Annotated in this window: 12 protein-coding genes; 1 reads left to right on the forward strand and 11 read right to left on the reverse strand. The window is 73.0% G+C overall.

Going from position 1 to position 14,226, the window contains the following annotated elements:
• Window positions 1-176: 176 nt before the first annotated feature.
• From rplS to proS, 7 genes are all read right to left on the reverse strand, one after another.
• Window positions 177-527, reverse strand: a complete 351-nt coding sequence (gene rplS, locus ACZ7C5_RS34640; RefSeq protein ID WP_063347674.1) for a 50S ribosomal protein L19 — start codon at window positions 525-527, stop codon at window positions 177-179.
• A 154-nt stretch (window positions 528-681) separates the two neighbouring features.
• Window positions 682-1,500: a tRNA (guanosine(37)-N1)-methyltransferase TrmD gene (trmD, locus tag ACZ7C5_RS34645; protein WP_401092205.1), complete on the reverse strand. Its 819-nt coding sequence runs from the start codon at window positions 1,498-1,500 to the stop codon at window positions 682-684.
• Between the two features lie 155 nt (window positions 1,501-1,655).
• Window positions 1,656-2,228 (reverse strand): ribosome maturation factor RimM, encoded by a 573-nt coding sequence (rimM, locus tag ACZ7C5_RS34650; protein ID WP_401092158.1) that lies wholly within the window; start codon window positions 2,226-2,228, stop codon window positions 1,656-1,658.
• Between the two features lie 158 nt (window positions 2,229-2,386).
• Complete coding sequence (locus tag ACZ7C5_RS34655) at window positions 2,387-2,626, reverse strand: RNA-binding protein (RefSeq protein WP_188301732.1); 240 nt, start codon at window positions 2,624-2,626, stop codon at window positions 2,387-2,389.
• A 2-nt stretch (window positions 2,627-2,628) separates the two neighbouring features.
• Window positions 2,629-3,057, reverse strand: coding sequence for a 30S ribosomal protein S16 (rpsP, locus tag ACZ7C5_RS34660; protein WP_188301731.1), 429 nt, complete (start codon window positions 3,055-3,057; stop codon window positions 2,629-2,631).
• 549 nt (window positions 3,058-3,606) lie between these two features.
• On the reverse strand, window positions 3,607-4,185 hold the full coding sequence (locus ACZ7C5_RS34665; protein ID WP_188301730.1) for a hypothetical protein: 579 nt from the start codon (window positions 4,183-4,185) through the stop codon (window positions 3,607-3,609).
• Window positions 4,186-4,628: 443 nt separating this feature from the next.
• A complete protein-coding gene (proS, locus tag ACZ7C5_RS34670; protein WP_470324210.1) occupies window positions 4,629-6,041 on the reverse strand; it encodes a proline--tRNA ligase in 1,413 nt (470 codons plus the stop codon).
• A 234-nt stretch (window positions 6,042-6,275) separates the two neighbouring features.
• Here proS and ACZ7C5_RS34675 point away from each other — a divergent pair, with 234 nt between their 5' ends.
• Complete coding sequence (locus ACZ7C5_RS34675; RefSeq protein WP_401092156.1) at window positions 6,276-7,100, forward strand: class I SAM-dependent methyltransferase; 825 nt, start codon at window positions 6,276-6,278, stop codon at window positions 7,098-7,100.
• A 55-nt stretch (window positions 7,101-7,155) separates the two neighbouring features.
• Here the strand turns inward: ACZ7C5_RS34675 and ftsH are convergent, their stop codons facing one another.
• The 4 genes from ftsH to ACZ7C5_RS34695 form a co-directional block, all read right to left on the reverse strand.
• Complete coding sequence (gene ftsH, locus ACZ7C5_RS34680; RefSeq protein WP_470324211.1) at window positions 7,156-9,192, reverse strand: ATP-dependent zinc metalloprotease FtsH; 2,037 nt, start codon at window positions 9,190-9,192, stop codon at window positions 7,156-7,158.
• Between the two features lie 92 nt (window positions 9,193-9,284).
• Window positions 9,285-9,809: a GNAT family N-acetyltransferase gene (locus tag ACZ7C5_RS34685; protein WP_188301727.1), complete on the reverse strand. Its 525-nt coding sequence runs from the start codon at window positions 9,807-9,809 to the stop codon at window positions 9,285-9,287.
• 128 nt (window positions 9,810-9,937) lie between these two features.
• Window positions 9,938-11,503, reverse strand: a complete 1,566-nt coding sequence (ffh, locus tag ACZ7C5_RS34690; protein WP_401092154.1) for a signal recognition particle protein — start codon at window positions 11,501-11,503, stop codon at window positions 9,938-9,940.
• A 192-nt stretch (window positions 11,504-11,695) separates the two neighbouring features.
• A complete protein-coding gene (locus tag ACZ7C5_RS34695) occupies window positions 11,696-14,215 on the reverse strand; it encodes a [protein-PII] uridylyltransferase (RefSeq protein WP_470324212.1) in 2,520 nt (839 codons plus the stop codon).
• Between the last annotated feature and the right edge of the window lie 11 nt (window positions 14,216-14,226).

Raw genomic sequence — 14,226 nt, forward strand, 5'->3', positions numbered from 1 at the left:
GACCCGCCCCCGGAAACGACCGCGGACCGCGACAGCGAGTCCGCACCGGTGGGTGCGGGACTGCCGTCGCGGTCCGCGGGTGGTTCGTGCGTGCTCATCGGGGGGTGAGCATACCTTGCGGCCGTTCGGCCCCCTCAGAGCGTTCCGATCCCCCGGCGAGGCCGGGAGCCGGTGGATCAGCGGTCGCGCTTCTCCTTGATCTTCGCGGCCTTGCCGCGGAGGTCACGCAGGTAGTACAGCTTGGCGCGGCGAACCGCACCGCGGGTCACGACCTCGATCTTCTCGACGACCGGGGTGTGCACCGGGAAGGTGCGCTCCACGCCGACGTTGAAGCTGACCTTGCGAACGGTGAAGGTCTCACCGACGCCGGCGCCGTGGCGGCGGATGACGACGCCCTGGAAGACCTGGACACGGGAGCGGTTGCCCTCGATGACCCGGACGTGAACCTTCAGGGTGTCACCGGCGCGGAAGGCCGGAATGTCGCTACGCAGCGAGGCCGCGTCGACAGCAGCGAGCTTGTTGCTCATGTTGCTCTCCATCGCAGGCGCCACGGGCCGCCCACGGAAAATAGTCACGATGGGGTCTGTTGCGGGCCGCATCGGCTGACGACGATCCCCCCGTGGCGAGGGCGCCGGTCCACGTGCCCCCTACGGAAGGGAACCAGCGACAGACAACAGCGGCCTATTCTTCCACACCACCGGCCACGGACCGAAATCGGCCGAGCTGCTCGTCCCAGGCCAGGCCGAGGATGCTCAGCGCCTCCCGCTCCTTCTTGTCGAAGGCGCCGTACTGCCAGCGTTCGACCAGGTCGGGCCGGTTCGCCAGGGTCCGGGCGAAGGCCTGCTCCCGCCGCCAGCGGGCGATCTTGCCGTGGTTGCCGCTGAGCAGCACGTCCGGCACCACCCGGCCGCGCCACTCGGCGGGCTTGGTGTAGACCGGGCCCTCCAACAGGTCGGCCATGGCTCCCGGTGCGAAGGAGTCGTCGCGGTGGGACTCGGCGTTGCCGAGCACCCCGGGCAGCAGCCGGGCGATCGCCTCGACCATCACCAGCACGGCGACCTCGCCGCCGGCCAGCACGTAGTCGCCGATCGAGACCTCGACCACCGGCATCCGGGTGGCCGCCTCCTCGATCACCCGCCGGTCGATGCCCTCGTACCGCGCGGGGGTGAAGGCCAGCCAGGGGCGTCCGGCCAGCTCCTGGGCGAGTTCCTGGGTGAACGGGCGCCCGCTCGGGGTCGGCACGACCAGGGTGGGCACCTCGCCCTCGGGCCCGCCGGCGACCACCGCGTCCAGCGCCTCGCCCCACGGCTCGGGCTTCATCACCATGCCGGGGCCGCCGCCGTACGGGCTGTCGTCCACGGTGCGGTGCACGTCGTGGGTCCACCCGCGCAGGTCGTGGACGTGCACGTCCAGCTGGCCGCGGGCGCGGGCCTTGCCGACCAGCGAGATGTCCAGCGGCTCCAGGTACTCGGGGAAGATCGTGACGACGTCGATCCGCATGCCGATCTGCACGCCACGCGGCACAGCGTCACCGACCGCCTCGGCGGCCACCTCGACGCTCTCCTCGGCAGTCACCTCGACGGACCCACCGGCACCCGCCTCGACGGGCCCACCGGCACTCGCCTCGACGCCCGCTCCGACAGCCACCTCGGCGGTCACTCCGACTCCTCCGAACCATCGGCGCCCTCGGCCGAGGACGTCCCGGCGACCTCGGCCTGCTCCAGGTCGATCAGCCCGGGCGGCGGGGTGATCACGGCGCGCTGGTTCTCCAGGTCGATGGTCGGCACGATCTGGGTGACGAAGGGCACCAGCACGTCCGTCCCGTCGGCCGTCCTGACCGTGAGCAGGTCCTGGTAGGGCAGGTGGACGACCTCGGTCAGCTCGCCGACCGGGGTGCCGTCGAGCAGCACCACGTCCAGGCCGATCAGCTGGTGGTCGTAGTACTCCTCCGGATCCTCGGGGCTCTCCTCCGGGTCGACCTCGGAGATGAGCACGGTGCCCCGGAGGGCCTCGGCCGCGTTGCGGTCCTTGACACCGGCGAAGCGCAGCAGCAGCCGGCCGCTGTGCACCCGGCCGGACTCGACGGTCAACGGCCCTGCCGACGCGGGGTCGGTGAGCACGACGGCACCCGGGCCGAGCCGGAGTTCCGGCTCGTCGGTGCGGACCTCGACACTGACGTCCCCCCTGATGCCGTGGGCACGGCCGATCCTGCCGACGACGAGCTGCACGGTGATCGTTCTCCTGGAGTTCCTGAGCCGAAACGAAAAGCGACGGGCTGCGAAGCGATGATGCGACGGAAATACGGATGGAAATGCGAAAAGGCCGACCGGGACGACATGCGTCCCGGTCGGCCTCACAAGCCCTGACGGCTGAACGAGCAGCAGCGTCAGCGAATGTTGTCCACGTCGACCAGGTCGACCCGGACGTTGCGACCGCCGAGGGCGCCGACCACGGTGCGCAGAGCGCGCGCCGTACGGCCACCCCGGCCGATCACCTTGCCGAGGTCATCGGGGTGCACTCGCACCTCGATGGTGTTACCCCGACGCAGGTTGCGCGAGCGCACCTGCACGTCGTCGGGGTGCTCGACGATGCCCTTCACCAGGTGGTCGAGGGCGTCCTCGATCACGATCAGGCCTCGGCGGCGGCGTCGGCCTCAGCCTCGGCCTTGTCCGACTTCTTGGCCTTCGGGGTGATGGCGACGCCGGTGGTGGCGTCCTCGAAGCCGGCGACGGCCTTCGCGAACAGGTGCGAGAAGTCCTCGACCTTGGGCTCCGCGACCTTCAGCGGCTCCGGGGCCGGCAGGCCCTTGAACTTCTGCCAGTCGCCGGTCAGCTTGAGGATGGCGAGCACCGGCTCGGTCGGCTGGGCGCCGACGGACAGCCAGTACTGGGCGCGGTCGCCGTCGACCTCGATCTTCGAGGGGTTGTAGGTCGGCTGGTAGATGCCGATCTCCTCGATCGCGCGACCGTCACGCTTGGTGCGGGCGTCGGCGACGACGATGCGGTAGTGCGGGGCGCGAATCTTGCCGAGACGCTTGAGCTTGATCTTGACTGCCACGGGAGTGGATTCTCCTGGTGTTGACGTGGGTGAGCGGGCTGGCCACCGCGTGGGGTTGCGGGGCTGACCACTCAAGGGACACGCCAGCCGTAGGAGAGAGGGGTCCTGCTCGGCTGCCGAGTACTCGGCTGTCCATTCTGCCACATGGCCGGGAACCGCCTGCACGCGAGCCCTTGACCAGGCGGCCCGCCAAGCGACCGACCGGGTGGCCGGCCACGCGACCGGCCGGCCGGCTGACCACACGGTCACGCGGCTTCCCTGACCCCGGAAGCCGAACCCCGTGGACGCCGGCGGTTCCGTCGAGGGCCGACCGGGAGCCCCCGCTCCCGGTCCGACCCAAAGACTCACCGCCGTTCCGCGGTACGCGTCCTGCCGCACGGCCGTCCCGCCGCGCGGCGCGCACCGCTCGTGTACCCGCGTACCTGCCTCGTGCACCTGCCGTACCTCGTGGTCCGGCCGGGCCGCTTCGCTCCGGCCCGCCCCGGCTCACTCCCGTTCACTCCGACCGGACCACTGCCCGCACAGCAGCCCCGCCTGGACGTCGACCGACTAAGCGATCTTGAACGGCTGCTGGCACGCGCCGCAGACGATGGACGCCTGCGCGAGCACCGAGGGAACGACCCGGACGTTGCGTCCGCACCCGCAGACCGCCTTGACCCGCACACCGCCCCCGGAGGAGCCGTGCCGGGCGGCCGGGCCGCGGAAGGCGCGCGTAGCACCGTCGCCGGCCACCGCCTCCTGGTGCGCCCCGAGGGCACGGTCCAGGCGTTCGATGGTCTCGGTGTACCGCTCCTGCGTCTCCTTGAGCATGGTCACCTGGGAGAAGCCGCTGCTCGCGTGCGGCTCGACCGGGTGCGCCAGGCCGAGCTCGGAAGCGAGCATCAGGAAGCGCCGGTTGTGGTAGCGGCCCGCCCGCGAGGTGTCCCGGATGTCCCGGGCCGCGGCCAGACCGTGGGCAGCCTCGTGGAGGAGCCGCTCGAAACCGAGGCGGGTCCCGCAGGCTGAGGAGGACTCACCGATCAGCGCCTCGGGCGAGGCGAGGTCGGGAAGGTCCTGATGGAAGGCCTGGATGTCGCTCCAGGCGGCGGCCAGTTCGGCCGCGAGAACGAGGGGCTGTGTCGTGCTCACGCTAGACCAACGATGGAGTGCGAGCCGATGTTCCGCATGTTCTCGTTCCCGGGGAATTCACAGGGAACTCCCAGGAATGCGAGGCCGCGCGCGAATTGCGCGTTCCGGATCTGACGCAAGACCAACCCCCTGCCGGTTTCGGCCCGTAGCGACGCCGTGGGCCTGATGAATTCCGTCCGGGGGGCGGGCTGTCGCCACCCAGGACGTACGGCCCGTGAGCCTGCCGGATTGACAGGGCCACGGGCCGTACACCGTACCGCTATTCCGTTAATACCGGGAGTTGACCGGCCAGTAGGGATGTTGCCGCCGGGGCCCCGCCGGAACCGTTACCGGATTCCTACTCATCCGCATTCCGGGCAAATGTCGCCGCCTACGGTCATTACCCGCGGATGACCGACGTCCGGTGGACATCCGCGGGACATCCACCGAACACCGGACGGATGTCAGTACGCCCGGGCGACGAGCGCGACATTGCCTTCCTGGTCGTCCGTCTGCGGCACCGAACCGTCCGCCGCGACGATGCAGCGCACCGAGACGCCCTGCTCGGCCAGCTTGGCCTCGCCCTCCGCGCCGAGGTCGACCCAGGAGATCCGGCCCCAGCCGGTCGCGGCGGCCTCGACGGCCTCGTCGATGGTCTTGACGTCGACCGTGCGGGACTCGCGGCGCTCGCGGGACTGGCGCAGCAGCAGCGCCTGGTCCTCCTCCAGGACACCCGGGAGCAGCGCGGCCAAGGCGTCGATGGAGACCGGCTCCTTGCCGCCCGGAATGCGGCGGGCCAGCATCGCGGTGCCGTTCTCGAGGTCGCGCGGGCCGACCTCGATCCGCAGCGGGACGCCCTTGAGCTCCCAGTCGACGGCGCGGCGGCCGAACGGGGTGTCGGTGCGGTCGTCGACCACGACCCGGATGCCGGCGGCCTCCAGCTGGGCGCCGATCTCGCGGACCTTGGCGATGACCGCGTCGTCACCCTTGATCGCGAGCACGACGGCCTGGACGGCGGCCAGGCGCGGGGGCACCCGCAGGCCGCTGTCGTCGCCGTGGGACATGATCAGGCCGCCGACCATGCGGGTCGAGACGCCCCAGGAGGTCTGCCAGACGTACTCGCGCTCGGCGCCCTGGAGCTGGTAGGTGGTGTTGAACGCCTTGGCGAAGTTCTGGCCCAGCTCGTGGCTGGTGCCCATCTGGAGCGCCTTGCCGTCGCACATCATGCCCTCGAGGGTGAGGGTGTTGATGGCGCCGGCGAAGCGCTCCTTGGCGGTCTTGCGGCCGAGCACGACGTCGATGCCGAGCACGTTGGTCATGAAGTCGCCGTAGACCTGGGTGTGGATCATCGACGCGTAGTCGCGGGCGTCCTCGTAGGTGGCGTGGGCGGTGTGGCCCTCCTGCCAGAGGAACTCGGTGGTACGCAGGAAGACGCGCGGGCGCAGCTCCCAACGGACCACGTTGGCCCACTGGTTGATCAGCAGGGGCAGGTCGCGGTGGCTCTGCACCCACTTCGAGAAGTACTCGTTGATGATCGTCTCGGAGGTCGGCCGGACGACGATCGGCTCGTCCAGCTGCTTGCCGCCGCCGTGGGTGACCACCGCGAGCTCGGGGGCGAAGCCCTCGACGTGCTCGGCCTCCTTGGTCAGGTAGGACTGCGGGATGAACATCGGGAAGTAGGCGTTCTGCGCGCCGGCCTTCTTGATCCGCGCGTCCATCTCCTGCTGCATCCGCTCCCACAGGCCGTAGCCGTACGGTCGGATGACCATGGTGCCGCGCACCGGACCGTTGTCGGCCAGCTCGGCCTTGTTGATGAGGTCCTGGTACCAGCGCGGGAAGTCTTCCGCCTGAGGGGTGAGAACGGGTGCCTTAGCCATGGGGCGAATGGTACGGGGAGCGACCCCCCGACTTCGAATCGGTATCACGCCCGGGGCCCTCCGCCGACGCCCCGGACGCCGCCCGGGGGGCGTCCGCAGGGGGCGCACCACCGCGACACGCGCGCACCACCCTGCACCCCTCTGGACGCCGGGCCCGACCCGCTGTTCGCTGGTGTGGGGCGGGACTTTGGGGGAGCCGTAGCAGCACACCGAAGGACCGGATGGGAGGCCGCGATGGCTTCAGCTCGGACGACCGGCACCACCGCACGACCGACGGGCGCACGCCCGCACCACCCGCAGCCCGGGACCGCCCGGCCCGCACGGGCGCGCGACTGGGCGGAGATCCAGGAACGCATGCTGGTACCGCTCTACGAGGCGGTCCACGACCGGATGGAGGTCGGCCCGGCGAGCAGCGTGCTGGGCCTGGGCTGCCGGTCCGGACTGGCCCTGCTGCTCGCGGCCGGCCGGGGTGCCCAGGTCGCCGGGCGGGAACCGCGGGACGAGCTGCGCGAGCTGGCTCACGGCCGTCGGCTGCGGGTGTGCGCCGGGGCCCGGACGGCCGCGGCCGTCCCCCGCCCGGCCCATTCGCTGGTGACGGTTTTCGAGCAGCCGCCCGGCGCCGCCGAGGCCGGCCCGGTGGTCGCCGAGGCCGCCCGGCTCGTCCTCCCGGGCGGGCACGTGGTGCTGGCCGCCTGGGGCCCGCCGGAGCGCTGCGAGAGCGCCCCGGTGCTGGACGTGGCCCGGCGGATGGCGGGCCGGACCACCGCGCGCGACCCGTTCGAGCTGAGCGCGCCCGGCGCGCTGGAGGACCTGCTCGCCCCGGCCGGCCTGCGTCCGGCCGGCAGCGGCCGGGTGAGCTGCCCGTTCGCCTACGCCGACCTCGACAGCGCGGTGCGCGGCCTGCTCTCCACCGGGCTGTTCGAGCCGGCCGAGGAGTTCTCCGGCGCCTCGCTGGTGGCCAAGGAGCTGGAGGAGACGCTCCAGCCGTACCTGCGGGCGGACGGCTCGGTCCGGATGGAGAACCTGTTCCGGTACCTGATCGCCGAGCGGCCGCGCTAGGAAGCACGAAACCGGGGGCGCCCGCCACCACGGCGAGCGCCCCCGGCTTCCGGCTTCACGCCTGGTCGATCGACTTCCCGCCGGCCCCGCCGGGCTCCCCGGCCGCACCGGACTCCTCGGGTCCAGCAGCCCCCGCAGACCCCGTGGACCCCGCAGCCCCCGCAGGCTCCGCTGAGTCCTCGGAGGATGCCTCCCGCGGCACCCCCGCCGCCCGGTACGCCGCCGCCTCGTCCAGCGTCTCCGCCTCCAGCAGCGCCGCCGACAGCGCGTCCAGCCGGTGCCGCTGCTCGGTCAGGATCCGCACCGCGTCGTCGTAGCACTCGGAGACGATCCGCCGGGCCTCCTCGTCCACCGCGTCCAGGGTGGTCGGGGCGGCGGAGAGCCCGTACGCGCCCTGCGGGTCGGAGGGCACCGCGGTGAGCCGGCCGACCCGCTCGCTCATCCCCCAGCGCCCCGCCATCCCGCGGGCGATGTTGGTGACCTGCTCCAGGTCGCTCTCCGCGCCGGTGGTGATCACCCCGTAGACCACCTGCTCGGCCGCCATGCCGCCGAGCGCGCCGATGATCCGCCCGCGCAGGTAGGGCTCGGTGTACGAGTAGCGGTCGTTCTCCGGGGTGGAGAGGGTGACGCCGAGCGCCCGGCCGCGCGGCACGATGGTGATCTTGCGGACCGGGTCCGCGCCGGGCTGGAGCATGCCCAGCAGGGCGTGCCCGCTCTCGTGGTACGCCGTCCGCTCGCGCTCCTCCTGCGGCATCACCAGCGGCCGGACCGCGCCGAGTTGGACCTTCTCCAGGGCGTCCGAGAGGTCCCGCTCGTTGACCGCGTCCTGCCGGCGCTTGACCGCCAGCAGTGCCGCCTCGTTGACCAGGTTGGCGAGTTCGGCGCCGGTCATCCCCGGCGTGACCTTGGCCAGCTGGGTGAGGTCGGCGTCGCCGGCCAGCGGAACGCTGCGGCTGTGGATGCGCAGGATCGCCGCGCGGCCCTCCCGGTCGGGCGGGCTGACGGTGATCCTGCGGTCGAAGCGGCCGGGGCGCAGCAGCGCCGGGTCGAGCACGTCCGCCCGGTTGGTCGCGGCGATCACGATGACGCCCTCGGAGCCGCTGAAACCGTCCATCTCGGTGAGGATCTGGTTGAGGGTCTGCTCGCGCTCGTCGTGCCCGCCCATGCCGCCGCCCGCGCCGCGCTGGCGTCCGATGGTGTCGATCTCGTCGATGAAGATGATCGCCGGGGCGACCTTGCGGGCCTCGGCGAACAGCTCGCGGACCCGGCTGGCGCCGACGCCGACGATCATCTCGATGAACTCGGAGGCGGAGGCGGAGAAGAACGGCACGTCCGCCTCGCCGGCGACGGCCCGGGCCAGCAGGGTCTTGCCGGTTCCGGGCGGACCGCTCAGCAGCACGCCGCGCGGCATCTTGGCGCCGAGCTTGCGGTACCGATCGGGGTTCTTCAAGTAGTCGACCACCTCGGTGAGTTCGGCCTCGACCTCGTCGATGCCGGCCACGTCGGCGAAGGTGGTGCGCTTGCCCTCCTCGGCGGTCACCGGCTTGGGCGGGGCCTTGCGGCCGAGCGGCCCGCCGCCGAGCCCGCCGGCCATCCGGCGGGCGAGCAGCACCCAGATGAAGACCAGCAGCAGCATCGGGGCGAGCGAGAGCAGCAGGTTGGTGAGGAAACTGCGCTGCTGGACCGGCGAGGTGGCGGTGACCTCCACGCCCTGCTGCTGCAAGGTGCTCCAGAGGTTGTCGCCCGCGAAGGAGGGCCGCTGGGTGTCGAACTCGGTGTAGTCGCCCTTGCCGCCGTCCGGTTTGGACTGGGCGGTCTTGAGCTTGCCCTCGATCGAGTCGCCCTTGGCGTAGATCTTGGTGATGTTGCCCTTGTTCAGCTGGTTGTTGAACTCGGTGTACGAGATCGTGGTGGCCCCGGCGGGGCCGAAGAGGGACAGCAGCAGGTCCGAGATCAGGAACACCACGAGGGCGGTGAGGGCGAGGCCCACCCAGCCGCCGGGCATCCGGCGCTTGGGCGGGGGCGGGGGCGGGGCGCCCTCCGAGCGCCAGGGCTGGTCGGGGGTCTGACGCGGCGGCACGGGTTCGGTCACCCATCGGACAATACGGACAGGTGCTCGGGCGAGCCAATCGCAACGCCGCGCCCGGACCGCCGTACGGCCGCTCCGACCCCTCCCACCAGCGGCTATGCCGCCGCTCCCGGCCACTCCTCGGCGGTCAGCGCGAACCGCTCGTGGTCGCGCCAGTCTCCCTGGAGGAACAGCATCCTCGGAGTGAAACCCTCGTGCCGGAAGCCCAGCCGCTTGGCCATCGCGATCGAGCGGTCGTTCTCCGGCTGCACGTTGATCTCCAGCCGGTGCAGGCCCAGCCCGTCGGCCGACTGCGACGCGAAGCAGCGGTCCAGGACCAGTCGCATGCCCTCGGTCATCCGCCCGGTGCCGCTGAACGGGACGTACGAGTCGTAGCCCAGCGAGGCGTTGCAGAACCGGCTCATCACGATGTTGGCGACGTTCACCTTGCCGACCAGCCCACCGGTCTCCCGGTCGAGGATCAGGAAGGTGCGCAGCCCGGGCCCCTGGCGCTCCAGCAGGTCGGGCAGCCCGTCCGGCTCCACCGGGTTCCACTTCCCGATCTGCTCGGCGGACCGCCGGACCGCTTCGGCGTACGCAACCGCGTCCTCGGCCCTCGGGGCCCTGATCATCACTCGCATGCCCCCATCATCGGACACGCGATCGGCCCGTCGCCCGGAAATACCGGACGACGGGCCGATCGGAGCCGATCAGGACCGGCCCCGGTCTGTCGTGGAACGACCGGGGAGCGATCAGGGCCGCTCAAGGACTACAGCAGGTCCTTGAACTCCTTGGGCAGCTCGAAGTCGGCGGGGCCCTTGCCCGCGCCGAGGCCGAACGCGCCGCCGTCCGCCGGGGACTGGCCCGCGCCCGGGCCGAGCGCGCGGCGCTCGGCGGCCGCGGCCTCCTCCTGCGCGCGCTTCAGCGGGTTGCCGCTCTTGCGCTTCCCCTTGGCCTGCGGGGCCTTCTTGCCGGACTTCTTCGCGCCGCCGCCCATGCCGGGGATCCCCGGCATGCCGGGCACGCCCTTGCCGGAGGCCATCGCGGACATCATCTTGCGGGCCTCGAAGAACCGCTCGACCAGGTTCTTCACCTCGCCGACCTGGACGCCGGAGCCCTTGGCGATGCGGGCCCGGCGGGAGCCGTTGATCAGCTCCGGCTCGGCACGCTCGACCGGGGTCATCGACTTGATGATCGCGCCGACCCGGTTGACGTCCTTGTCGTCGATGTTGTTGATCTGGTCCCGGATCTGGCCCATGCCCGGCAGCATGCCGAGCAGCTTGGAGATCGAGCCCATCTTCTGGACCTGCTCCAACTGGGACAGGAAGTCGTCCAGGGTGAACTGCTTCGGGCCGCCGCGCAGCTTGGCGGCGATCTTCTCCGCCTCGGCCTGCGAGAAGGTCTGCTCGGCCTTCTCGATCAGCGAGAGGACGTCACCCATGCCGAGGATGCGCGAGGCCATCCGGTCCGGGTGGAAGGCGTCGAAGTCGTCGACCTTCTCGCCGTTGGAGGCGAACATGATCTGGCGGCCGGTGACGTGCGCGACCGACAGGGCGGCACCGCCGCGGGCGTCGCCGTCGAGCTTGGAGAGCACGACACCGGTGAAGTCGACGCCGTCGAGGAAGGCCTGGGCGGTGGTGACCGCGTCCTGGCCGATCATCGCGTCGACGACGAACAGGACCTCGTCCGGGTTCACCGCGGCGCGGATGTCGGCGGCCTGCTGCATCAGCTCGGCGTCGATGCCCAGGCGGCCGGCGGTGTCGACGACGACGACGTCGTACTGCTTCTGCTTGGCGTACTCGATCGAGTCCTTGGCCACCTGCACCGGGTCGCCGACGCCGTTGCCCGGCTGCGGGCCGTAGAAGGCCACGCCGGCGCGCTCGGCGACCACCTGGAGCTGGTTGACCGCGTTGGGGCGCTGGAGGTCGCAGGCGACCAGCAGCGGGGTGTGCTTCTGGCTCTTCAGCCAGTGGCCGAGCTTGCCCGCGAGGGTGGTCTTGCCGGCGCCCTGGAGGCCGGCCAGCATGATCACCGTCGGACCGCTCTTGGCGAACCGCACCCGGCGGGTCTCGCCGCCGAGGATCGCGATGAGCTCCTCGTTGACGATCTTGATGATCTGCTGCGCCGGGTTCAGCGCACCGGAGACCTCGACACCGAGCGCCCGCTCCTTGACCTGCTTGATGAAGGCCCGGACGACCGGCAGCGCGACGTCCGCCTCCAGCAGCGCGATGCGGATCTCGCGGGCGGTGGCGTCGATGTCCGCCTCGCTCAGGCGGCCCTTGCCCCGGAGGTTCTTGAACGTCGCTGCGAGGCGATCGGAAAGGGTGTCGAACACGTCGTCGCGGGTCCTCTACGGCATCGGTATCGGTACGGTCGTCGTCCCCCAGGGTATCCGGCCGCCCCGGGTACGGTCTCCACCCCCGGTCGGAACTCCTCCCCGGAACCGGACGCGGGCCCGACGCGGGCCGGACACAGACCGCACGCGGGCCGCACGCGGGCCGCACGCGACCCGAGCCGGAACCGGCGCTCAGCCCAGCGCGGCCCGGACCGCCGCCGCCACCTCCCCCGCCCGGCGGGCGGTCAGCGGACGGCCCAGCGGGTCGGTCAGGTAGAACGAGTCGACGGCCTCCGCGCCCAGCGTGGAGACGTGCGCGGTGCGCACCCGGACGCCCGCCCCGTCCAGCGCCCGGCCGATCCGGTGCAGCAGCCCGGGGGCGTCGTGCGCGCGGACCTCCAGCACGGTCGCGGTCGCCGAGGCCACCGCGGGCGCCACCGCGACCAGCGGCGGAGGAGTGGGGATGCCCCGGCGGCGCGGGGCGGCGGCGTCCCGCTCGGCGAGGCGGCGGGTGACGTCCAGCGAGCCGTCCAGCGCCCGGCGCAGATCGGCCCGCAGCCGGGCGGCCTCCGGCAGCCCGCCGTACTCGGCCGCCACCCGCCAGGACAGCAGCAGCACCGGTCCCGCGCCCACCGGGTCCAGTTCGCGCAGCCCGGCCGAGCGGACGGCCAGCCGGTGCAGCGCGAGCACCCCGGCGGCGGTGCCGAGCAGCCCGGGACGGTCCGGGACGGCCAGGTTCAGCTCGGCGCCCATCGGCTCGGCGCCCGGAGCCGCCCCCTCGAACCCCTCGAACCCCTCGAACCCCTCGCACCCCGCGAACCCCTCGGACCCGGCCCGCAGCGACAGCGCCGGCTCACCGGTCCTGGCGGCCTCGACGGCGAGCCGCTCCTGCTCGGCGGTCGGCGCCGCCTCCACCGGCGCGGCGCCCGCCCCGGCCAGCCGGTCCGCCACCCTGGCCACCAGTCCGTCCACCAGCGAGGCCCGCCAGTCGCTCCACGCGGCCGGACCCGTGGCCAGCGCGTCCGCCTCGGTGAGCGCGTGCAGCAGCTCCAGCTCCGGCAGGGTGGTGACCACCTTGGTGATCGCCTCGACGGTGGCCGGGTCGTCCGGGTCGCGCCGGGTCGCGGTGTCCACCAGGGTCAGGTGGTGGCGGACCAGCACCGCCAGGGTCCCGGTGTCCTCGGCGCCGAAGCCCATCCGGGCGGCGAGGTCGCGGACGATCACCTCGCCGGACTCGCTGTGGTCCCCCGGCCAGCCCTTGCCGATGTCGTGCAGCAGCGCGGCGACCAGCAGCAGGTCCGGCCTGGCCACCCGGCGGGTCATCGCGGCGGCCCGCACCGCCGTCTCCACCAGGTGCCGGTCCACCGTCCAGCGGTGCACCGCGTTGCGCTGGGGCCGGCAGCGCACCCGCTCCCAGTCCGGCAGCAGCCGGCCGACCAGCCCCTCCGCCTCCAGCGCCTCCCACACCGGGACGGCCGTCTCCCCCGCGCCCAGCAGGGTGACCAGCTGCTCGCGCGCCTCGTCCGGCCAGGGCACCGGCAGCGGGCGGCACTCGGCGGCCAGCCGGCGCACCGTGGCGTACCCGACGGGCAGCCCGTTCTGCGCGGCGGCGGCAGCGGCGCGCAGCGGCAGCACCGGGTCGGTGGCCGGGCGGGCGCCCAGGGCGAGCACCGCCTCGCCGTCCTGCTCCACCACGCCCTCGGCGAGCGGGCGCCGCTCGGCCGGGCCCCGGGCCGCCGCGCCGGCGCCGCGCCCGAGGCCGGTGAACGGGATGCCCGGCCGGCGCACCCGCCGACCCCGGCCGCCGCGGGCCGCGAGCACCCGGTCCACCGCCCGCCAGGTGACGTCGCCCGCGTACGCGATGGTGCGGGCGGCTTCGTAGACCCGGCGCAGCAGGGTGTCGGCGTCCAGCACCCCGAGCCGCTCGGCGACCTGGTCCTGGTCCTGGAGGCCGAGCCGCTCGGTGGCCCGGCCGGTGACCAGGTGCAGGGCGTCGCGCACGTCGGCCAGCCGCTCGGCGGCGGCGTCCAGGCCCTCCCTGGGTGCGTCGGCCAGCCAGGTGGCGGCGATCGCGTCCAGCACCACGACATCCCGCAGGCCGCCGCGCGCCTCCTTCAGGTCGGGCTCCAGCAGGAAGGACAGCTCACCCTGCCGTTCGGCCCGCGCGCGGGCCAGCTCGCGCAGCTCGGGCAGGCGCGCGGGGGCACTCGCGCGCCAGTCGGTGAGCACCCCGGAGCGCAGCGCGTCGGTGAGCGCCCGGTCCCCGGCGAGGTGGCGGGCGTCCAGCAGGCCGAGCTGGGCCCTGAGGTCGGCGGCGGCGACCGCGCGGGCCTGGGCGACGGTGCGCACCGCGTGGTCGAGCCTGGCGCCCGAATCCCAGACCGGGTACCAGATCCGCTCGGGCAGTTCCCCGGAGACACGTCCTTCGTGCAGCAGCAGGACGTCCAGGTCGCTGCGCGGGGAGAGCTCGCCGCGCCCGTAGCCGCCGACCGCGACCAGCGCGACGCCGGACGGGGCACCGGCCGCCGCGAACAGTCCGGCCAGCCAGTCGTCGGTGAGCCGGGCGAGCGCCCGGCGGCGGGGGCGACCGACGAGGCCGGGGGCGGCGAGCAGCGCGGCCCGGGCGGCGGGGTGGTCGTGGGGGTCTGGGAGGTCGGGAAGGCCGGGGAGGCCAGGGTGGGCTTGGGGGCCAGGACTGCTGGGAGTGGTCATGCGCGTGGGTC

It is taken from the genome of Kitasatospora sp. NPDC036993, assembly GCF_055607525.1.

Excerpts from the sequence above, each read along its gene's own strand:
- rplS (WP_063347674.1), bottom strand. The coding sequence starts at position 527 with ATGAGCAACAAGCTCGCTGCTGTCGACGCGGCCTCGCTGCGTAGCGAC.
- trmD (WP_401092205.1), bottom strand. The coding sequence starts at position 1,500 with ATGCGGATCGACGTCGTCACGATCTTCCCCGAGTACCTGGAGCCGCTG.
- proS (WP_470324210.1), bottom strand. The coding sequence starts at position 6,041 with ATGGCTAAGGCACCCGTTCTCACCCCTCAGGCGGAAGACTTCCCGCGC.
- ACZ7C5_RS34675 (WP_401092156.1), top strand. The coding sequence starts at position 6,276 with ATGGCTTCAGCTCGGACGACCGGCACCACCGCACGACCGACGGGCGCA.
- ACZ7C5_RS34685 (WP_188301727.1), bottom strand. The coding sequence starts at position 9,809 with ATGCGAGTGATGATCAGGGCCCCGAGGGCCGAGGACGCGGTTGCGTAC.
- ACZ7C5_RS34695 (WP_470324212.1), bottom strand. The coding sequence starts at position 14,215 with ATGACCACTCCCAGCAGTCCTGGCCCCCAAGCCCACCCTGGCCTCCCC.